Source organism: Tepidimonas sp. (assembly GCF_036825565.1).
Lineage (GTDB): Bacteria > Pseudomonadota > Gammaproteobacteria > Burkholderiales > Burkholderiaceae_C > Tepidimonas.
In genome coordinates this window covers 65,535-85,154 of sequence record NZ_DAISXZ010000002.1, presented here as the reverse complement: position 1 = coordinate 85,154, position 19,620 = coordinate 65,535, and the positions used below count along the sequence as shown (strand labels likewise).

The following is a 19,620-nucleotide window of genomic DNA, read 5'->3' as shown; positions in this document are numbered from 1 at the left end:
CGCGCGGATGGCTGCAAACCCCGCATCGCCTGCCACAGCGCCTGCCCGTCCGGGTCTGATGGGACTGGAGGACGCGCTGCAACGCCTACTGGCCAGCATCGAACCTGTGGCGGGGGTGGAGACGGTCCCCACCGCCGCGGCGGCCGGCCGTGTGCTGGCGCACGATCTGGCATCGCCGCTGGATGTGCCAGGGTTTGACAACAGCCAGATGGACGGCTATGCCGTGCGACGCGAGGACATCGCCCGGGCCGTGGCCGAGGGGCGGGCGTTGCCGGTGGCGCAGCGCATCCCGGCTGGGCACTTTGGCTGCGAGCTGGCCCCGGGCACGGTGGCCCGCATCTTTACCGGCGCACCCATGCCGGCGGGGGCCGATGCCGTGGTGATGCAGGAGGACGCGACGCCTACCCAGCCCCCGGCCGATGCGCATGCGGCGGAGGCCCAGGCCGTCTACGGTTGGGTGCGGTTGGGCACCGTTCCGGCCGAGGGTCAGTGGGTGCGCCGCCGTGGCGAGGATGTGCGTGCGGGCGCGGTGGTGCTGGCGGCGGGTACACGCCTGTCGGCCGCCGATCTGGGCCTGGCGGCCTCCATCGGCAGCGCGAATCTGCGGGTGCATCGCCGCGTGCGGGTGGCGCTGGCCTCCACCGGGGATGAGTTGATCCAGCCGGGCGAGCTGCCGGCCGACCGTCTGCCCCCGGGGGCGATTTACAACTCCAACCGCTATTTTCTGGAGCCGCTGCTGCTGCGCTTGGGGTGCGAGGTGACGGTGCTGGGCCGCATCCCGGATGATCGGGCCGCGACGCAAGCCGCCTTGACCGAAGCCGCCCGCGACCACGACGTCATCCTCACCACCGGCGGGGTGTCGGTGGGCGAGGAGGACCACGTCAAGCCTGTGGTGCAGGCCCTGGGCGCGCTGGACCTGTGGCAGATTGCCATGAAGCCGGGCAAGCCGTTTGCCCATGGGTGGATCGACCGCGCCCACGCCGGCGGGCGAGGCCGCTGCCATGTGCTGGGGTTGCCGGGCAACCCGGTGTCCAGCTTTGTGACCTTTGTGCTGTTGGCCCGGCCGTTTTTGCTGCGCCTGGGTGGGGCGACGGTCGCGCCGACGCTGCCCCCCGCACTGCCGATGGTGGCGCACTTCGATCTGCCGCGCGCCGATAAGCGCCGGGAATTCCTGCGAGTGCGGCGCAATTGCGTGGGCGGGCTGGACCTGTTCCCGAACCAGAGTTCGTCGGTACTGACCTCGGTGGCCTGGGCCGATGGGCTGGTGGACAACCCCGCCGGCAGCGTGATCGCGCATGGCGACACCGTGCGCTACCTGCCGCTGTCTGGCTTTCTGGACTGACGGGCCGATGCCGTCGCCTGCGCGCAGGGCGCGGGTATGATGGTAGCCGCGTTCGACCTGACCGCAAGCGTGCGTTACATGAAAGTCCAGCTCCGTTTTTTTGCCGCCGTTCGAGAGGCCATTGGCGTTGCCAGTACCGAGGTGGATACGTCCGCGGCGACCTTGGGCGCCTTGCGTGATGAGCTGATCGCCCGCGGTGGGGGGTGGGCGGAGGCCTTGGCGCGGGGGCGAGCGCTGCGCATGTCGGTCGATCAGGTCATGGCCGACGAGGCCGCGCCGCTGCACCACGGCGCCGAGGTGGCGTTTTTTCCCCCCGTCACCGGAGGGTGAGGCCATGGCCCTCCAGCGGCGCAGCGTGACGATTCAGACCGGGCCGTTCGACCTCGGCACCGAGGTGGCGGCGCTGCGCGCCGGTGATGCCGGCGTCGGCGCGGTGTGCGCGTTCCTCGGTACCGTGCGCGACGTCAACGACGGCGAGGCGGTGGCCACCCTCGAGCTGGAGCACTACCCCGGCATGACCGAGCGCGCCATCGAGGCGATGATCGACGAGGCGGCTCGGCGCTTCGACATCCGTGGTGTGCGCGTCATCCACCGCGTCGGGGTGCTGCAGCCGCAGGATCCGATCGTGCTGGTGGCGGTGACCTCGGCGCACCGAGGCCAGGCGTTTCAGGCGTGCGAGTTCCTGATGGACTATCTCAAGACCCAGGCGCCGTTCTGGAAGAAGGAGCACACGCCCCAGGGCGCGCGCTGGGTGGATGCGCGCCTCAGCGACGACGCGGCGTTGGCGCGCTGGGGCATCGAGGCAAAGAACGCCTGAGGCGCGCGGTCGCTGCCCGCGCCGGCGTTGGACTTGCGTCCACCACGCAGGGCTTGAAAGCACCGCACAGTCGCCCCACATGGGTCGACAGTCAACCCTTTCGGAGCCCATTGCATGCGAGCCGACAAATTCACCACCTCGCTCCAGGAGGCCCTGGCCGAAGCGCAATCGATGGCGCTGGCCAAGGACCACGCCTACATCGAGCCGGCGCACGTGCTGGCGGCGCTGCTGCAGCAGGACGGCCCGCCGGCGCTGCTGCAGCGCGCCGGCGTCAACGTCGCGCAGCTGAAGAAGGCCGCCGACGACGCCGTGCAGCGCCTGCCGCAGGTGCAGGGCCAGGAGCAGGTGCAGGTCGGCCGTGACACGGTCACGCTGCTGCAGGCCGCCGAGAAGGAAGCCTTGAAGCGCGGCGACCAGTTCATCGCCAGCGAGCTGTTTGTGCTGGCGCTGGCCGACAGCAAAATCATGCTGGCCGACGCCGCGCGCGCCGCGGGCCTCAACCGCAAGGCGCTGGAGGCCGCCATCGATGCCGTGCGAGGAGGACAAGCCGTGAACAGCCCCGAAGCCGAGAACCAGCGCGAGGCGCTGAAGAAATACACGCTGGATCTGACCGAGCGCGCCCGCCAGGGCAAGCTCGATCCCGTGATCGGCCGCGACGACGAGATTCGCCGCACCATCCAGATCCTGCAGCGGCGCAGCAAGAACAACCCCGTCCTGATCGGCGAGCCGGGGGTCGGCAAGACCGCCATCGTCGAGGGCCTGGCGCAGCGCATCGTCAACGGCGAGGTGCCGGAGACGCTGAAGAACAAGCGCGTGCTGGCGCTGGACATGGCGGGGCTGCTGGCCGGGGCCAAGTACCGCGGCGAGTTCGAGGAGCGCTTGAAGGCGGTGCTGAAGGAGATCGCCGCCGAGGAAGGGCGCATCATCCTCTTCATCGACGAGATCCACACCATGGTTGGCGCCGGCAAGGCCGAGGGCGCGATGGACGCCGGCAACATGCTCAAGCCCGCCTTGGCGCGTGGCGAGCTGCACTGCATCGGTGCCACCACGCTGGACGAATACCGCAAGTACATCGAGCAGGACGCCGCGCTGGAGCGGCGCTTCCAGAAGGTGCTTGTCGATGAGCCCAGCGTCGAGGCTACTATCGCCATCCTGCGCGGCCTGCAAGAGAAATACGAGCTGCACCACGGCGTGGAGATCACCGACCCGGCCATCGTCGCTGCGGCGGAGCTGTCGCACCGCTACATCACCGACCGCTTCCTGCCGGACAAGGCCATCGACCTGATCGACGAGGCCGCCGCGCGCATCAAGATGGAGATCGACTCCAAGCCGGAGGCGATGGACCGGCTGGAGCGGCGCCTGATCCAGCTTAAGATCGAGCGCGAGGCGGTGCGTAAGGAGACCGACGAGGCCTCGCGCAAACGGCTGGAGCTGATCGAGGAGGAGATCGCGCGGCTGGAGCGTGAGTACGCGGATCTGGAAGAGGTCTGGAAGGCCGAGAAAGCGCAGGTGCAGGGCTCGGCGCAGATCAAGGAGGAAATCGACCGCATCCGCTTTCAGATCGAGGAGCTCAAGCGCAAGGGCGACTTCAACAAAGTCGCCGAGCTGCAGTACGGCCGCCTGCCGGAGCTGGAGCGCCGGCTGCAGGAGGCGCAGGCGCGCGAGGCCGGCAAGGACGGCGCCAAGGGCTTCAAACTGCTGCGCACGCAGGTCGGTGCCGAGGAAATCGCCGAGGTGGTCTCGCGTGCCACCGGCATTCCGGTCAGCAAGCTGATGCAGGGCGAGCGTGACAAGCTGCTGCAGATGGAGGCGCGGCTGCACGAGCGCGTGGTCGGCCAGGACGAGGCGATCGCTGCCGTCTCCAACGCCATCCGCCGCGCCCGCGCGGGCTTGAGCGACCCGAACCGGCCGCTGGGCAGCTTCCTGTTCCTTGGGCCGACGGGGGTTGGCAAGACCGAGCTGTGCAAGGCGCTGGCGGCCTTCCTGTTCGACAGCGAGCAGCACATGATCCGCATCGACATGAGCGAGTTCATGGAGAAGCATTCCGTCAGCCGCCTGATCGGCGCGCCGCCGGGCTACGTCGGCTACGAGGAGGGAGGCTACCTGACCGAGGCGGTGCGGCGCAAGCCCTACAGCGTCGTGCTGCTCGACGAGGTCGAAAAGGCCCATCCGGACGTGTTCAACGTGCTGCTGCAGGTGCTCGACGACGGCCGGCTGACTGACGGCCAGGGCCGCACGGTGGACTTCAAGAACACCGTCATCGTGATGACCTCCAACATTGGCTCGCAGCGCATCCAGCAGCTGGCGCAGCAGGGCCACGACATGGAGGACATCAAGGACGCGGTGTGGGAGGAGCTCAAGGCGCACTTCCGCCCCGAGTTCCTTAACCGCATCGACGAGACGGTGGTGTTCCACCCGCTCGGCAGCGAGCACATCAAGAACATCGCCCGCATCCAGCTGCGCACGCTGCAGGAGCGGCTGGCCAAGCTGGACCTGACGCTGACGTTCACCGACGCGGCGCTGGAGGAGCTGGCCAAGGTCGGCTACGACCCGGTGTTCGGCGCGCGGCCGCTGAAGCGCGCGATCCAGCAGCGCATCGAGAACCCGCTGTCCAAGCTGATCCTCGAGGGGCGCTTCCCGCCCAAGAGCGAGATCCCGGTGGACGTGGATCCGGTGCGTGCGCCGGGGCAGTTCCTGTTCGGGCACACGGTGCACTGAAAGCCGCGCGGGGCCCCTGGCCCCGCCTGCGGATTCGGCCTCGCCCCTGCCGCTTCGCCGGCGGGGGCTTGCGCCGTTGCGGGGGCTCAGAGGCCGTGGTATTCCCGATACCACCGCACGAACCGCGCCACGCCCTCGCGGAATGGCGTGCGCGGCGCGTAGCCGGTCAGGCGCTTGAGCAGCGTGCAATCGGCCCAGGTGGCCGGCACGTCCCCGGTCTGCATCGGCAGATAACGGCGCTGCGCAGGGCGGCCCACTTCGGCTTCGATCGCTTCGACGAAGTCCAGCAGCCGCACCTTGTCGGAGTTGCCGATGTTGACGACGCGCCACGGCGCGGCGGGGCTGAGCGTGTCGCCCTCCACCGGCTGCCAGCCGTGCTGCGGCGTGCGCGCATCCAGCACCGGCGGCACCGCATCGATCAGCAGCCGGATCGCGTGCACGAGGTCGTCCACGTAGGTGAAGTCGCGCCACATCTCGCCGTGGTTGTAGATGTCGATCGGCGTGCCCTCCAGAATCCCGCGGGTGAACTTGAACAGCGCCATATCCGGCCGCCCCCACGGGCCATAGACGGTGAAGAAGCGAAACATCGTCGTCGGCACGCCGTGGATGTGCGCCCAGGCGTGGCTCATCGCCTCGTTGGCCTTCTTGGTGGCGGCATACAAGGTCAGCGGCCAGTCGGTCTTCTGTTGCTCGTCAAACGGCAGGGTGTCGTTGGCGCCATAGACGCTGCTGGTGGAGGCCATCAGCAGGTGGCGCGGCTTGAGTGCTCGAGCCACCTCCAGCACGTGGAAGGTGCCGATGAGGTTGGCATCCACATAAGCGCGCGGGTTTTCCAGGCTGTAGCGCACGCCGGCCTGCGCGGCCAGGTGGACGATGACGTCGGGCTGCGCGGCGCGCGCGGCGGCCTCAAGCGCCGGCAGGTCTTCCAGCATCGCCTCGGTGGCGGCAAATCCGGGGTGTTCGCGCAGCAGCGCGTGGCGGCGGTGCTTGAGCCGCACGTCGTAGTAGTCGGTCAGGCCATCGAAGCCGTGCACGGCGTGGCCTTCCTCCAGCAGCCGCCGCGCCAGGTGAAAGCCTATGAAGCCGGCGGTGCCGGTGATGAACACCCTCATGCGTCGCCCCCGAACAGGTCGCGCGTGTAGACGCGGGCGGCGACGTCGTCCAGGTCCGGGTAGTGGCGGTTGGCCAGGATCAGGTCGGCCTGCGCCTTGAAGGCCGCCAGGTCCTTCAGCACCGGCGAGCGGAAGAAGTCGTCGCCGTCGTAGGCCGGCTCGTAGACGATCACCGGCACGCCCTTGGCTTTCAGGCGCTTCATGACGCCCTGGATGGCCGAGGCGCGGAAGTTGTCCGAGCCCTGCTTCATGACGAGGCGGTAGACGCCGACCACCGGGGCGCGCCCGCCGGGGGTGGGCAGCGTCTGCAGCCGGCGCAGCACGTCGTCGGCGATGAAGTCCTTGCGCGTGGCGTTGGCCGAGACGATGGCGGCGATCAGGTTCTGCGGCACGTCGCGGTAGTTGGCCAGCAGCTGTTTGGTGTCCTTCGGCAGGCAGTAGCCACCGTAGCCGAAGCTGGGGTTGTTGTAGCCGGCGCCGATGCGCGGGTCCAGGCACACGCCGTCGATGATCTGGCGGGTGTCCAGCCCGTGCGTGGCGGCGTAGGTGTCCAGCTCGTTGAAGAACGCCACGCGCATGGCCAGATACGTGTTGGCGAACAGCTTGATCGCCTCGGCCTCGGTCGGGTCGGTCAGCAGCACCGGCACGCGCTCGGGCGCGCGGCAGCCCTGGCGCAGCAGCTCGGCGACGAGCTGCCCGCGCGGGCCGCGGTCGCCGACGACGATGCGGCTGGGGGCGAGGTTGTCCTCCAGCGCGCGGCCCTCGCGCAGGAATTCGGGCGAGAAGACGATGCGGTCGGTGCCGTGGCGCTGGCGCAGCCGCGCGGTGAAGCCCACCGGCACGGTGGACTTGATGACGAGCGTGCTGCCCGGGTGGGCGGCCAGCGCCTGCGCCGCCACCGCCTCGACGCTGGAGGTGTCGAACGCGTTGGTGACGGGGTCGTAGTCGGTGGGGGTGGCGATGACGACGACGTCGGCGCCGGCCAGCGCCTGCGCCGCGTCGGTGGTGGCGGCCAGCTGCAGGTCGGCGCGCTCGCGCAGCCATTGCTCCGCCAGCGCGTCGTGGACGGTGGGGCGGCGCGCCTGCAGCGCCGCCACGCGCCGCGGGTCGATGTCCAGCACCGTCACCGGGTGGTGCTGCGCCAGCAACAGCGCGTTGGCCAGGCCGACGTAGCCGGCGCCGGCGACGGTGATGCGCACGGGGGCGGGGGAGGGGAGAGCGGAGGCGGACATGGAACGAAAGCGGAGAGGGTGAGCCCGTGCCAGCGGCGGACGGCTGCCGCGGTCGGCCGTGCCGGATCGAATGGGGCGCCAAACGGGGTGCAGTATAGACACCGGTGACTACAATGCGGCGAACAGGGCGACGTGCCGGGCACCGCGCCGTCGCGTCGATTCCACCGTTTCACCCCGATTGCGCCGCCGCATGCCGATCGACAGCCGCCCCAGCATCCCCCCGTCCCCTCACCCCGGCGATGCCGCGCCCGACATTTCCGTGGTGATCCCCGTTTACCACGAGCGGGAGAACCTGCATGACCTGGTGGCCCGGGTGGGGGAGGCTCTGGAGGCCACCCGCTGGTCCTTCGAGCTGATTTGCGTGGACGATGGCTCGCGCGACGGCAGCCCGCAGATCCTGGCCGAACTGGCTGCCGACCGCCCATGGCTGCGGCCCGTGGCCCTGGCGCGCAACTATGGCCAGTCGACCGCGCTGCAGGCCGGTTTCGAGCGCGCGCGCGGGCGCTACATCGTGACGCTGGATGGCGATCTGCAGAACGACCCGCTGGACATTCCGGCGATGATCGAACGTCTCGAGACCGACCCCTCCGTGGACATGATCTCGGGCTGGCGCCATCAGCGCCAGGACAAGGCGCTGTCGCGGCGCCTGCCGTCGGTGCTGGCCAACCGGCTGATCTCGTGGGCGACGGACGTGCGCCTGCACGACTACGGCTGCGCGCTGAAGGCTTACCGGCGCGAGATCATCGAGCGCATCCACCTGTATGGCGAGTTGCACCGCTTCATCCCGTCCCTGGCCCGGGAGGTGGGCGCCCGGATCGAAGAAATGCCGGTGCGCCACCATGCGCGCACGCGCGGTCAGTCCAAGTACGGCATCGACCGCACCTTCCGCGTCATTCTGGATCTGGTGCTGATCGTGTTCTTTCTGCGCTACCGGCAGCGGCCGCTGCACGCGTTTGGCGGGCTGGGGTTGTGGCTGTTGACTCCGGGGCTGCTGATTCTGCTCTACCTGTTTGCGGTCAAGCTCAGCGGCGAGGATATCGGCGCGCGGCCGCTGTTGATGGTGGGGGTGATGGCCGTCCTCATGGGAGCGCAGCTGATCGTCGCCGGCCTGACTGGGGAGTTGCTGATCCGCGTCTATCACGAGGGCTCCGGGCGGCCGCAGTACCACACGCGCGATCTGCCCGAGCCGGCCGCCGGCGGCCGTCGCGCATGACCGGTGTGGCGCCCGCCAACCCGGCGCCGCGCTGGCGACGGTTGTGGCGCGTGGCGGTCGCGCTCGCGCTGCTCGGGGCCATTCTGGCCTGGGTGCAGCCCGATCGGGTGCTGTCGATTCTGGCCCAGGCGGATCCCGGCTGGGTGCTCGCGGGTTTGCTGAGCAGCCTGTTGGGCAATGTGGCGTCGGCCTGGCGCTGGCGCGATCTGGCGGCATGGCTGGGGCACCCGGCCCCGCTGTCGTGGATCGTGCCGGTGTATTTTCGGGGGGTGGCGGCCAATGTCGTGCTGCCAGGGGCGGTGGTGGGCGGCGACATGCTGCGGGCCTGGGGCCTGCACCGGCGCGGCATGCCCGTGCTGGAGGCCGGCGTGTCCGTGGTGCTGGACCGTGTGAGCGGCCTGTGGGGGCTGGTGATTCTGGGGTCTCTGGCCCTGGGCGCGGGGTTGTGGTGGGCGCCCGCGACGGGCTGGCCGGCGGTCGTTCAACGGCTGGGGGCGGTGTCGGCTGGGTGGCTGGCCCTGCTGGCCGTCGGCGCGGCGGTCGGGATGGCGGTTTTGCCGTATGCCGCCCTGCGCGTGACACCCCGGTGGCTGGCGGGCTGGGCGTTGCTGCGGCGGCCGGCGTTGCGGTGGTGGCACCGGCTGGCGAGTCACCAGCCAGGGTGGCACTGTGCGCGTCAGATGGCGGGATCGTTGGTCGTGCAGACCGCGTCGGTGACGGCCCTGTATTGTGGCGCGCGAGCCATCGGCGCCCCGCTGCCCTGGGAGGCGTTGGCCGTGGCCGCCGTCCCCATCTTTGTGTTGGCCACGGTGCCCGTGGGATTTGGCGGCTGGGGCACGCGGGAGGCGGCGGCCATCGCTGCCTTGGCCCCGTTGGGGTACGACGCCTCGTCTGCCGTGGCCGTGTCGGTGCTGTACGGCCTGTATCCCTTGGCCCATTCCGCCCTGGCGCTGTGGCCGGTGCCGCAGGTGGGCCAGGCGCCCGCGCACCGCGGGGATTGACCCCCGCGGCGGCGGGTCAGGGGCCTTATTGCACCTTGGCCTTGCTGCGCAGCGATTCCTGGAACTCGGCCAGGCGCTGCTGCTGCAATTGCTGCTGGAGCTGCGGCTTGATATCGTCCAGAGGGGGCAGTTGCGCCTTGCGCACGTCATCGACGCGGATCACGTGCCAGCCAAACGGCGTTTTGACCGGGGCCGAGGTCGTTTGGCCCTTGCCCAGCTTGACCATGGCTTGCGAGAACTCCGGCACGAACACGTCCGGCGTGGCCCAATCGAGATCCCCGCCGTTGGCCCCAGAGCCCGGGTCCTTCGAGCGTTGCTTGGCCAGCTCCTCGAAGCGCGCGCCTTTGCCCAGCTCCGCGATGATGGCTTTGGCCTCATCCTCGCTGGCGAGCAGGATGTGTCGGGCGCGGTATTCCTGCCCGCTGGTGGCGTTGAGGCGGTCGTATTCGGCCTTCAGGTCGGCGTCCGTCACAGGGTGGCGACGCTGGTAGTCGGCGAACAGTTCGCGAATCAGAATGGTCTGCGTGGCCAGTTCGAGCTGGGCCTTGACCTCGGGCGAGCTGCGCAGGCCGCGCTTGTCGGCCTCTTGCACGAAGATTTCGCGTAGGATGGCTTCTTCGCGCAACTGCTGGCGCACGGCATCGTCCACCGGGCGGCCCGAGCGGGCCATTTGCTGTTCGAGCGCCTTGAGCCGCGCCATGGGCACGGGCTTGCCGTTGACGATGGCGACGTTCTGGGCCAGGGCCGGCATGGCCAGCCCGGCCGCCAGGCACGTGGCGACGGCCACGCGCGACAATACGTTGTTCATGGGAGGAGTGTCCGAGAGAGGGAAGGTCGGAAAAAACCGGCGTCGCGGCGCTGGCCATCAATCGCGCAGCACCTCGATGGCCAGCGCGTGCAGCCCGGCCGCGAATGCGGGCTGCAGCGCATCATACACAAGCCGGTGGGCGGCTACCCGGTTCAGCCCGGCCAGGGCTGGGGCCGCGATGCGCACCCGAAAATGCGTGCCATGGCCCTGGCCATTGGCCCCCGCGTGGCCGGCGTGCGCCGCGCTTTCGTCGATGACCTCCAGGCGCGTGGGGGAGAGGGCCGCGCGCAGGGCCTGCTCCAGGCCGTCGGCGGTGGGCCAGGGGTGGTCGCTGTTCATGCGGGGTCATCCTTGAGATGGCGGGCGACGTACAGCCCCTGTCCAACCAGGAACAGCACCGGGAACACATAGCCCCAGAGCTTGAAGTCCACCCATGCGTCGGTGGAAAAATAGGCCGCCACGTAGGCATTCAGTGCCGCCATGAAAGCGCAGTAGCCAATCCAGGCCACCGCAAGGCGCAACCACACCGGCGCCGGCAGCTTGAGCTGGCTGCCCAGCAGCACCTGCAAGATGTTTTTTTTCCAGCCCCACAAGGCTGCTGCCAGCGCCAGCGCCATCGCACCGTAGAGCACGGTCGGCTTCCATTTGATGAAGCGCTCGTCCTGCAGCGTCAGGGTGAGCGCGCCAAACACCAGCACCAGCAGCAGGGTAACCTTCTGCACGGTTTGCAGGCGGCGGTCGATGGCGTAGATCAGGCCCATTTGCACCGCCGTGGCGACCATCAGCACGGCGGTGGCCGCGTAGATGCCGTGCCACTTGTAGGCGACGAAGAAGAGCGCGATCGGGAAAAAGTCGATCAGCAAACGCATGGACAGGGATTATCGCGGCTGACGGGCGGGAGCGCCGGATTACAGCGGCTGCCAATGCAGCGCAGCCGAGTTCATGCAGAAGCGCAGGCCCGTCGGCGGAGGACCGTCGTCGAACACATGGCCGAGGTGGGCGCCGCAGCCGGCGCACAGCGTTTCGGTGCGGACCATGCCGTGGCTGCGGTCCAGCCGTTGCACGATCGCGCCCGGGCGGGCCTGCCAAAAGCTGGGCCAGCCGCAGCCGGCATCGAACTTGGTGTCGCTGTCGAACAGGTGGGTGCCGCAGGCCACGCAGTGGTAGCGGCCCGGTTGCCACCAGGTCTCGTAGCGGCCGCTGAAGGGGCGCTCCGTCGCGGCGCGGCGCGTCACCTCGAAAGCCAGCGGCTCGGCCTCGCCGCGGTCGATCTTGACGCGCAGCACCTCGCGCCACTCGTCGTCGGTCTTTGCCAGGGGGTATACCATGGTCGTGGGTCAGGAGGAGCAACTGATGCACAGCCGGCTGGCCCATTCGGGCGGAAAGTCGGTCAGCGCGGGGTGGTCGGGGTCGGCGTCGGGGTGGAGCAGGGCGTCGAGCAGTTCGGCCACGCCGCTCGGGTCGCCCGCCTGTGCGCGCTCGATGGCCAGTTGGGCCAAGTGGTTGCGCAGCACCACCCGCGGGTTGGCCCGGCGCATGCGCTGTAGGGTGGCGTCGCGCCCTTCGGTCTGGGCACGGGTCCGCCATTCGGCGGCCCAGGCGTCAAAGGCATCGCGCTGCAGGAACAGGTCGCGCACCGGGCCGAGCGCACCGATGGCGACCCCGGCCTTGTGGGCCAGTGCGCCCTCGGCCACGGCATCGGTCAAGCGTCGCCAGAAGATGGGGTAGTCCACCCGGTCAACCTCCATCAGGCGCAGCAGCGCCTCCACCCGATCGGCGTCGCCCCCCTGTAGCGCGCCCAGGCCAAGCTTGGCGTTCATGCGCCGGTGCAGAGCGTTGAGGAAAGTTCCCCGGTAGGGAGTGAGCGCCGCCAGCGCCTGCTCGGTATCGTCGAGCAGGGGCACCAGCGCCTGCGCCAGACAGTGCAGATTCCAGTAGGCCACCTGCGGCTGGCGTGCGTAGGCGTAGCGCCCGCCGTGATCCGAATGGTTGCAGATGTGCCGCGAATCAAACGCATCCAGAAACTGGTACGGGCCGTAGTCCAGCGTCAGTCCCAGGATGCTCATGTTGTCGGTGTTCATCACCCCGTGGCAAAAACCGACGGCCTGCCACGCGGCCAGCAGTGTCGCGGTGCGGCGCACCACCGCTTCCAGCAGTCGGGCATACGGGTTGGCGCAGCCCTCGGTCGCCCAGGGCAGGGACGGGCCGTCCAGGGCGGGGTCGTGCCACGGTGCCGTGTCCGCAGGGCCCTCGGGTTGGCGGCAGCCGGGGTAAAAGTGGTCGATGACGAAGTCGGCCAGCGCCCGCAGTCCGGCCTCGTCCCGCAGACTGGCGAAGTGCTCGAAATGCCCGAACCGCACGAAGCTTGGTGCGAGGCGGGTCACGACGGCCGCGGTCTCGACCGTCTCCCGCCACACCGGGGCGGGCGAGCCGGTCACGCACAGCGCGCGCGTGGTCGGGATGCCCAGGGCGTGCATGGCCTCCGACGCCAAAAACTCCCGGATCGAGCTGCGCAGCACCGCGCGGCCGTCGCCCATGCGCGAGTAGGGCGTGCGGCCGCTGCCTTTGAGCTGAACCTCCCACACGCCGTCGGGCCCCGCCCGATCCCCGAGCAGCAGCGCCCGCCCGTCGCCGAGTTGGCCGGCCCAGACGCCAAACTGGTGTCCGCTGTAGACCGTGGCCACGGGCACGGCCCCGGGCAGCAGGCCGTTGCCGCTGAGCGCGTGCAGATGGCGTTCGTCGGTCCAGCCCTGGGGCAGGCCCAGCGCACGCGCAGCCGGGGGGCTGATGCCAACCCAGGCCGGTGCCGGCAAAGGCTGCGGCGCGACGGCTTGGCAGTAGGCTGGCCCCAGGGCGGCAAAGCGCGCCGGCTGCAGTGTGAGCGCGGGGACATCGGCATCCATGGCGCGATTGTCCCGCCCGGCGGGCAACCTTGCCCGCAGCGGGGCCTCAGCCGCGGTCGTTCAGCAGCGTCTCCAACGCTTCGGGCTGCAGCACATCGACACGGCTGAATTCCAGCGAAATCCAGCCGTTCGCCTCGAATGCCTTGAGCACCCGGTTGGTGGTCTGCCGCGACAGACCGGCGAGGTGGCCCAGATCCTCTTGCGACAGGGTGATCTTGCGCACGCCCGAGCCGCAAAACATGGTCAGGTACTGGGCTACTCGTTCCTCGGGCGAGCGCAGCCGGCCGGCTTCGATGGCGGTCATGGCCTGCCCCAGCCGCAGGTTCAGGCGTTGGATGAGGTAATGGTTGAACGGCAGGCTGGTGCGGTAGAGGGTCTGAAAATGGGGCAACGGCAGCCCGATCAGGGTGGTGTCGCGCAGCGCCACCACGTCGTAGCGCCACAGACCGCCGTTGAGCACCGTACCCTCGCCAAACCAATCACCCGCGGGCACGCCCAGAAAGGCCGATACGCGACCGTCGGGACCTTCGGTCTGCAATTTGGCCATGCCCGACAGCACCGCCCACCAGGCATCCACCGGCGTGCCCCGACGGACCAGCAACTCGCCCCGGCCGGCCCGCTGCATGAGCATGGCGTCGATCAGCGTCTGCCGCATGCCGCCGTCAAGCGACGCGAACCACGGCTGCTGGGACAGAAATACGCGGGCGGGACTGCGGGCGTCAAGGGTCATGGCGGGCAGCGGTTGGGGGCCAGCGTATCGGAAGCTGTCGAAGAGGCGACAAATCGCGCGCCGTCCGCGGGTTTGTCAGGATGACGGGGGCGAGGCGACCTTGCAATAGTCGTAAGCTTAACGGAGCCGGTGCCGATTTCGGTGCCGCTCCAAACCACCCCCTACCACGAGGAGAGCCTTCCATGCTGGGCTTGATGCAAGACCGCCCCTTGCTCATTTCTGACCTGATCGAACACGCCGCGCGCCACCATGGCGACGTCGAGATCGTCTCGCGCCGCGTCGAGGGCGACATCCACCGCACCACCTATGGCGAGGCCGCCGGACGTGCCCGCCAACTCGCGCGTGCGCTGGACGCGATGGACATCGGCCTGGGCGAGCGGGTGGCCACCCTGGCCTGGAACGGCTATCGCCACTTCGAGATGTACTTTGGCGTCAGCGGCTCCGGCCGCGTGCTGCACACCATCAACCCGCGCCTGCTGCCCGAGCAGATCGCCTGGATCGTCAACCACGCCGAGGACCGCGTCCTGGCGTTCGACATGACGTTCTGGCCCATCGTCAAGGGCATCCACGACAAATGTCCGACCGTCCAGCGCTGGGTGGCGCTGTGCGACGACGCGCACCTGGCGCGGCTGACGGCCGACGGCACGGTGCCCAATCTGGTGAGCTACGAGTCGTGGATCGGCGCCCATCCGGCCACCTACGACTGGCCGCGCTTTTCCGACGATACGGCAAGCAGCATGTGCTACACGAGCGGCACCACCGGGCACCCGAAGGCGGCGCTCTACAGCCACAAGTCCACCATCCTGCACGCCTACGCCGCGGCGCTGCCGGACGTGATGTGCCTGAGCGCGCGCGACGCCGTGTTGCCCGTGGTGCCGATGTTCCACGTCAATGCCTGGGGTCTCCCGTATTCGGCGGCGGCCATCGGGTGCAAGCTGGTGTTCCCCGGCGGGCAGCTCGACGGCAAATCGGTCTACGAACTGTTGGCGTCCGAGTGGGTGACGTTTGCCGCCGGCGTGCCGACCGTCTGGCAGATGCTGCTGGCCCACATGGGGGCGAATGGGTTGCGCTTGCCGGCGCTCAAGCGCACGGTCATCGGTGGCTCGGCCTGCCCGCCGGCGATGATCACCGCCTTCCGCGAGCAGTACGGGGTGGAGGTGCTGCACGCTTGGGGCATGACGGAGTTGAGCCCGCTGGGCACGCTGTGCACGCTCAAGAACAAGCACCTGGCGCTGCCCGAGGAAGAGCAGATGAAGATCCGCCTCAAGCAGGGGCGGGCGATCTTTGGCATCGATATGAAGATCGTCGATACGGACGGGCGTGAGCTGCCTTGGGACGGTGTGACCCAGGGCGAACTGATGGTTCGGGGCCCCTGGGTGATCCGCGACTACTACCGCAGCGACAAGCCCAGCCCGCTGGTGGACGGGTGGTTTCCGACCGGCGATGTGGCCACCATCGACGCCGACGGGTACATGCAGATCACCGACCGCAGCAAGGACGTCATCAAGTCGGGCGGCGAATGGATCAGCTCCATCGACGTCGAGAACATCGCCATGGCCCACCGGGCGATCCTGATGGCGGCCTGCATCGGTGTCAAACACCCCAAGTGGGACGAACGACCGATCGTCGTCGTGGTCAAAAAGCCGGATGCCGAGGTCACGCGCGAGGAACTGCTGGCGTTTTACGAGGGCAAACTCGCCAAGTGGCAGATCCCCGACGACGTGGTGTTCGTCGATGCGATCCCGCTGGGCGCCACCGGCAAGATGCAAAAGGTCAAGCTGCGCGAAATGCTGGCCGACTACCGCCTTCCGGGGCTTTGAGTCGCGGGCCGCGCCTCGACGAAAAATGTCACCCCAAGGACAGTCGCCAAGGTGATAACTCTGCGGGGTTTCCCTGATCGCTGCACCGCAACAGATGGCTAAGCTCGATTCCGTTCCACCACCCATAAAAGGAGACAAGCGCATGAAGTTCGCATTCAAGACCCTCGCGGTGGCCGCCATGGTTGGTCTGGCGCTGACCAGCGTGGCGCAAGCGCAAAATGCGCGTCAGGCCAAACGTGAGCAGGCGTCCGCCGCCGCGAACGCCCCGCTGGCGGGACAGACCGTCAAAATCGCCTGGATCGACCCGCTGTCGGGCCTGATGGCGCCGGTCGGCTCGAACCAGGTCAAGAGCTTTCAGTTCTTCGCCGAGAAGTTCAGCGGCCCCAACAAGCACAACCCCGCTGGCGTCAAGTGGGAGGTGGTGCCGTTCGACAACAAGCTCAGCCCGGCCGAGAGTCTGACGGCGCTGCAGTCCGCCATCGACCAGGGCATCCGCTACATCACGCAGGGCAATGGCTCGTCGGTGGCCGGTGCGCTGATCGAGGCCGTGGCGCGCCACAATGCGCGCAATCCGGGCAAAGAGGTCGTGTTCCTGAACCACTCGGCGGTGGATCCGGATTTCACCAACAGCAAGTGCAATTACTGGCACTTCCGCTTCGACGCGGATACCTCGATGAAGATGGAGGCACTGACCACCTTCATGAAGGACGAAACCGACGTCAAGAAGGTCTATCTGCTCAACCAGAACTATTCGCACGGCCATCAGGTGGCCAAGTTCGCGAAGGAGTTGCTGGCGCGCAAGCGGCCCGACATCCAGGTGGTCGGCGAGGACCTGCACCCGCTGGCGCAGGTGCGCGACTTTGCGCCCTATATCGCCAAGATCAAGGCCTCTGGCGCCGACGCGGTGATCACCGGCAACTGGGGCTCGGACCTGGCGCTGCTGGTCAAGGCCGCGGTCGAAGGGGGCTACAACGGCAAGTTCTACACCTACTACGCCGGTGGCACCGGCACGCCGACGGCGCTGGGGCAGACCGCCGCGGGCAAGGTGTATCAGGTCTCGTACAACCACTACCACATGGGTGGCGAGTACTCGCAGTGGCAAAACGAGTTCCAGCAGAAGTTCAACGCCGACTTCTATACGGGCTCGGTCATCCACATCTACCGCGGGCTGAGCGAGGCGATGGCCCGGGCAAAGTCCACGGATCCGGTCAAGGTCGCCAAGGAGCTGGAGGGCCTGAAGTTCACCAGCTACAACGGCGAGGTCGAGATGCGCAAGACCGACCACCAACTGCAGCAGCCGCTGTATCTGTCGCGCTGGCAAAAGACGGACAACAAGTTCACCTACAGCGTGGAAAACACCGGCATGACGTTTGCCTTGGTGCGTGAATTCCCGTCCTACGTGTCCAGCACGCCCACCAGCTGCGCCATGCAGCGGCCCAACTGATGCGGAGCGGAGGGCTTTGCCCCTCGTGTCGCAGGGCTTTTTCTCCGCCGCCTCGACGATCCGGGCACGCCGACTAGTCGGTTGTGTCCGGATGGGGCAGGCCTTTGCCCACCGTCGGTTTTCTTCGATCCTTTCGCGTGACGCCCCGCCATGGAATTCGTCATCGTCTCGCTGCTCAACGGTGTGAGCTACGGGCTGTTGCTGTTCATGCTCAGCTCCGGGCTGACTCTCATCTTCTCCATGATGGGGGTGCTCAACTTCGCCCATGCGAGCTTCTACATGCTGGGGGCGTACTTCGCCTATGCCATGTCCGGCATCGTCGGCTTCTGGCCGGCGCTGCTGATTGCCCCCGTGCTGGTCGGGGTGGCCGGGGCGCTGTTCGAGAAGTACAGCCTGCGCAAGGTCCACAAGTTTGGCCACGTGCCAGAGCTGTTGATCACCTTTGGCCTGTCGTATGTGGTGTTGGAGCTGGTGCAGCTCGTCTGGGGTCGCACGGCGGTCAACTTCCGTCCGCCGGAGCTGCTGCAAGGGCCGGCGTTTACCCTGATCCACACCGCGCAGGACACGATGGCATTCACCTGGGGCCGCGCGGCCGCAGAGTTGTGCCAAGGCGCGGTGTGCACGCCGTTTCCGGCCACGCGCGCGTTCATGATGCTGGTGGCGGTGTTGATGCTGGTTGGCCTGTGGCTGCTCATCACCCGTACCCGCGTGGGTCTGGTCATCCAAGCGGCGCTGAGTCACCCGCACATGGTGGAAGCGCTGGGGCACAACGTGCCGCGCGTGTTCATGATGGTGTTCGGGGTCGGCACGGGGCTGGCGGGTCTGGCCGGCGTGATCGGTGGCAGCACCTTCGTGACGGAGCCGGCCATGGCGGCGACGCTGGGTTCGCTGGTGTTCGCGGTGGTGGTGATCGGCGGTCTGGGGTCGCTGCCCGGGGCATTCCTCGCGTCCCTGCTGATTGGCGTGATTCAGACCTTCGCGGTGGCGATGGATCACTCCATCGGATCGCTGCTGGAGGGGCTGGGCTTGGCGCTGTCGGAATCGATGCGCAACAAGGATTTCCTGAGGCTGACCCTGTCGCAGGTGGCGCCGGTGCTGCCCTACCTGTTCCTCGTGCTGATTCTGATCTTCCGCCCCAAGGGGTTGCTGGGCACGCGCGACCACTGATCCCTGCGAGACGAGAACCATGAGCAAGGCTTATTACCAGTTCGAGCCCTACAACGTCGGGCGCTGGATCATCTGGACGCTGTTTGCGCTGGTGCTGCTGCTGGCGCCGCAGGTGTTCACCAGCAACCTGTCGATCAGCATGCTGGCGCAGATGGGCATCGCCATCATCGCCTGCCTGTCGTACAACTTGCTGCTCGGCCAGGGCGGCATGCTCAGCTTCGGCCATGCGGTCTACAGCGGGCTGGGCTCGTACGTGGCCATCCACACGCTGCTCAAGGTGTCTGCGGGGACGTTGGCGGTGCCAGTGTCGCTGATACCGCTGATCGGGGGCGTGGCAGGCTTTTTCTTCGCCATCCTGTTTGGCTACGTCACCACCAAGAAGTCGGGCACCCCGTTTGCCATGATCACGCTCGGTGTCGGCGAGCTGGTGTTCGCGCTGTCGCTGATGGTTTCGGACTTCTTCGGCGGCGAGGCGGGCATCAGCGCCAACCGCGTGGTCGGCGACCCGGTGCTGGGCATCACCTTCGGTCCAGCGGTGCAGGTGTACTACCTGATCGCCCTCTACACCTTCGTCTGCGTGGCGGCCATGTACGCCTTCACCCGCACGCCGCTCGGGCGCATTCTGAATGCCGTGCGCGACAACCCGGAGCGGGTGGAGTTCGTCGGCTACAACACCCAGGTCGTGCGCTATCTGGCGTTCATGATTTCGGGATTTTTCGCCGGCATCGCGGGCGGGCTGGGCGCGATCCAGTTCGAGATCGTCACGGCCGAGGTGGTCGGGCCACTGCGCTCGGGCGCCTACCTGCTGTTCACCTTTCTGGGTGGGGCGACGTTCTTTTTCGGGCCCATCATCGGCGGTGTGCTGATGGTGCTGGCGCTCGTGCTGCTGTCCGAGCTGACGAAGGCGTGGCTGCTGTACCTGGGGCTGGTGTTCCTGTTCATGGTGATGTATGCGCCGGGTGGCATCGCCGGCCTGATCATGATGAACCTGCGGGTGGCGGCGTTCGGCCGGCTGCGCGAGCTGTGGGGCAGCTACCTGGCCCTGGCCGTGACGGGGTTGGTGGCCCTGCTGGGGGCGGGCGGCGTCATCGAGATGGTGTACCACCTGCAGCTCAATGCGGCGATCGGCCCCGAGGTGCAGTACCTGGGCGCGACGCTCGACACCCGTGCGGTCGAGAGCTGGTTTGGCTCGGTGTTCGTGATGTTGACCGGCATCGGCCTGTTCGAGGTGACGCGCCGGCGCTTCCGCGAGCACTGGAGCGAGATCCAGATCGACATCGAAAAGGAAATCAAACGGCGGGAGATGGCCTGAC

Annotated in this window: 18 protein-coding genes; 10 read left to right on the top strand and 8 right to left on the bottom strand. The window is 68.1% G+C overall.

From position 1 onward, the window contains the following. The first annotated feature begins 7 nt into the window (after window positions 1-7). From V7026_RS00895 to clpB, 4 genes are all read left to right on the top strand, one after another. Window positions 8-1,342 carry a molybdopterin molybdotransferase MoeA gene (locus tag V7026_RS00895; RefSeq protein ID WP_334153363.1) on the top strand — a complete coding sequence of 445 codons (1,335 nt, stop codon included), beginning with the start codon at window positions 8-10 and terminating at the stop codon, window positions 1,340-1,342. A gap of 78 nt (window positions 1,343-1,420) precedes the next feature. After that, entirely contained in the window at window positions 1,421-1,672 is a 252-nt protein-coding gene (moaD, locus tag V7026_RS00890) for a molybdopterin converting factor subunit 1 (protein WP_334153362.1), read from the top strand. Window positions 1,673-1,676: 4 nt separating this feature from the next. Beyond that, window positions 1,677-2,159: a molybdenum cofactor biosynthesis protein MoaE gene (locus V7026_RS00885; RefSeq protein ID WP_334153361.1), complete on the top strand. Its 483-nt coding sequence runs from the start codon at window positions 1,677-1,679 to the stop codon at window positions 2,157-2,159. Window positions 2,160-2,273: 114 nt separating this feature from the next. After that, window positions 2,274-4,877 (top strand): ATP-dependent chaperone ClpB, encoded by a 2,604-nt coding sequence (gene clpB, locus V7026_RS00880; RefSeq protein WP_334153360.1) that lies wholly within the window; start codon window positions 2,274-2,276, stop codon window positions 4,875-4,877. An 86-nt stretch (window positions 4,878-4,963) separates the two neighbouring features. On the opposite strand, the gene V7026_RS00875 is transcribed toward clpB, so the two are convergent. Both V7026_RS00875 and V7026_RS00870 read right to left on the bottom strand, forming a co-directional pair. After that, on the bottom strand, window positions 4,964-5,989 hold the full coding sequence (locus V7026_RS00875; protein ID WP_334153359.1) for an NAD-dependent epimerase/dehydratase family protein: 1,026 nt from the start codon (window positions 5,987-5,989) through the stop codon (window positions 4,964-4,966). Beyond that, on the bottom strand, window positions 5,986-7,188 hold the full coding sequence (locus V7026_RS00870; protein ID WP_334153379.1) for a nucleotide sugar dehydrogenase: 1,203 nt from the start codon (window positions 7,186-7,188) through the stop codon (window positions 5,986-5,988). The genes V7026_RS00875 and V7026_RS00870 overlap by 4 nt, the downstream gene beginning before the upstream one ends. 223 nt (window positions 7,189-7,411) lie before the next feature. Between V7026_RS00870 and V7026_RS00865 the strand changes: the two genes are divergently transcribed. Then, window positions 7,412-8,434, top strand: a complete 1,023-nt coding sequence (locus V7026_RS00865) for a glycosyltransferase family 2 protein (protein WP_334153358.1) — start codon at window positions 7,412-7,414, stop codon at window positions 8,432-8,434. Window positions 8,435-8,484: 50 nt separating this feature from the next. Further along, a complete protein-coding gene (locus V7026_RS00860) occupies window positions 8,485-9,435 on the top strand; it encodes a lysylphosphatidylglycerol synthase transmembrane domain-containing protein (protein WP_334153357.1) in 951 nt (316 codons plus the stop codon). Window positions 9,436-9,460: 25 nt separating this feature from the next. Here V7026_RS00860 and V7026_RS00855 read toward each other — a convergent pair whose 3' ends face one another. Genes V7026_RS00855 through V7026_RS00830 form a run of 6 tightly spaced genes read right to left on the bottom strand, consistent with a single transcriptional unit; the run spans window position 9,461 to window position 13,876 of the window. Continuing rightward, window positions 9,461-10,243 carry a peptidylprolyl isomerase gene (locus tag V7026_RS00855; RefSeq protein ID WP_334153356.1) on the bottom strand — a complete coding sequence of 261 codons (783 nt, stop codon included), beginning with the start codon at window positions 10,241-10,243 and terminating at the stop codon, window positions 9,461-9,463. A 57-nt stretch (window positions 10,244-10,300) separates the two neighbouring features. Then, window positions 10,301-10,582 carry a BolA family protein gene (locus tag V7026_RS00850; RefSeq protein WP_334153355.1) on the bottom strand — a complete coding sequence of 94 codons (282 nt, stop codon included), beginning with the start codon at window positions 10,580-10,582 and terminating at the stop codon, window positions 10,301-10,303. Beyond that, window positions 10,579-11,112, bottom strand: coding sequence for a septation protein A (locus V7026_RS00845; protein WP_334153354.1), 534 nt, complete (start codon window positions 11,110-11,112; stop codon window positions 10,579-10,581). Before V7026_RS00845 ends, V7026_RS00850 begins: the two co-directional genes overlap by 4 nt. Window positions 11,113-11,151: 39 nt before the next feature. After that, a complete protein-coding gene (msrB, locus tag V7026_RS00840) occupies window positions 11,152-11,571 on the bottom strand; it encodes a peptide-methionine (R)-S-oxide reductase MsrB (RefSeq protein ID WP_334153353.1) in 420 nt (139 codons plus the stop codon). 9 nt (window positions 11,572-11,580) lie between these two features. Continuing rightward, window positions 11,581-13,146, bottom strand: a complete 1,566-nt coding sequence (locus V7026_RS00835; RefSeq protein ID WP_334153352.1) for a protein adenylyltransferase SelO — start codon at window positions 13,144-13,146, stop codon at window positions 11,581-11,583. A gap of 46 nt (window positions 13,147-13,192) precedes the next feature. Then, entirely contained in the window at window positions 13,193-13,876 is a 684-nt protein-coding gene (locus V7026_RS00830; RefSeq protein WP_334153351.1) for a Crp/Fnr family transcriptional regulator, read from the bottom strand. A 182-nt stretch (window positions 13,877-14,058) separates the two neighbouring features. Here V7026_RS00830 and V7026_RS00825 point away from each other — a divergent pair, with 182 nt between their 5' ends. The 4 genes from V7026_RS00825 (at window position 14,059) to V7026_RS00810 (ending at window position 19,619) form a co-directional block, all read left to right on the top strand. After that, the gene (locus V7026_RS00825; RefSeq protein WP_334153350.1) at window positions 14,059-15,696 is read left to right on the top strand and encodes a 3-(methylthio)propionyl-CoA ligase; all 1,638 of its coding nucleotides are present in this window, start codon (window positions 14,059-14,061) and stop codon (window positions 15,694-15,696) included. Between the two features lie 142 nt (window positions 15,697-15,838). Further along, window positions 15,839-17,140 carry a branched-chain amino acid ABC transporter substrate-binding protein gene (locus V7026_RS00820; protein WP_334153349.1) on the top strand — a complete coding sequence of 434 codons (1,302 nt, stop codon included), beginning with the start codon at window positions 15,839-15,841 and terminating at the stop codon, window positions 17,138-17,140. A 150-nt stretch (window positions 17,141-17,290) separates the two neighbouring features. Beyond that, window positions 17,291-18,307: a branched-chain amino acid ABC transporter permease gene (locus tag V7026_RS00815; RefSeq protein WP_334153348.1), complete on the top strand. Its 1,017-nt coding sequence runs from the start codon at window positions 17,291-17,293 to the stop codon at window positions 18,305-18,307. 19 nt (window positions 18,308-18,326) lie between these two features. Continuing rightward, a complete protein-coding gene (locus V7026_RS00810; RefSeq protein WP_334153347.1) occupies window positions 18,327-19,619 on the top strand; it encodes a branched-chain amino acid ABC transporter permease in 1,293 nt (430 codons plus the stop codon). Window position 19,620: the final 1 nt, after the last annotated feature.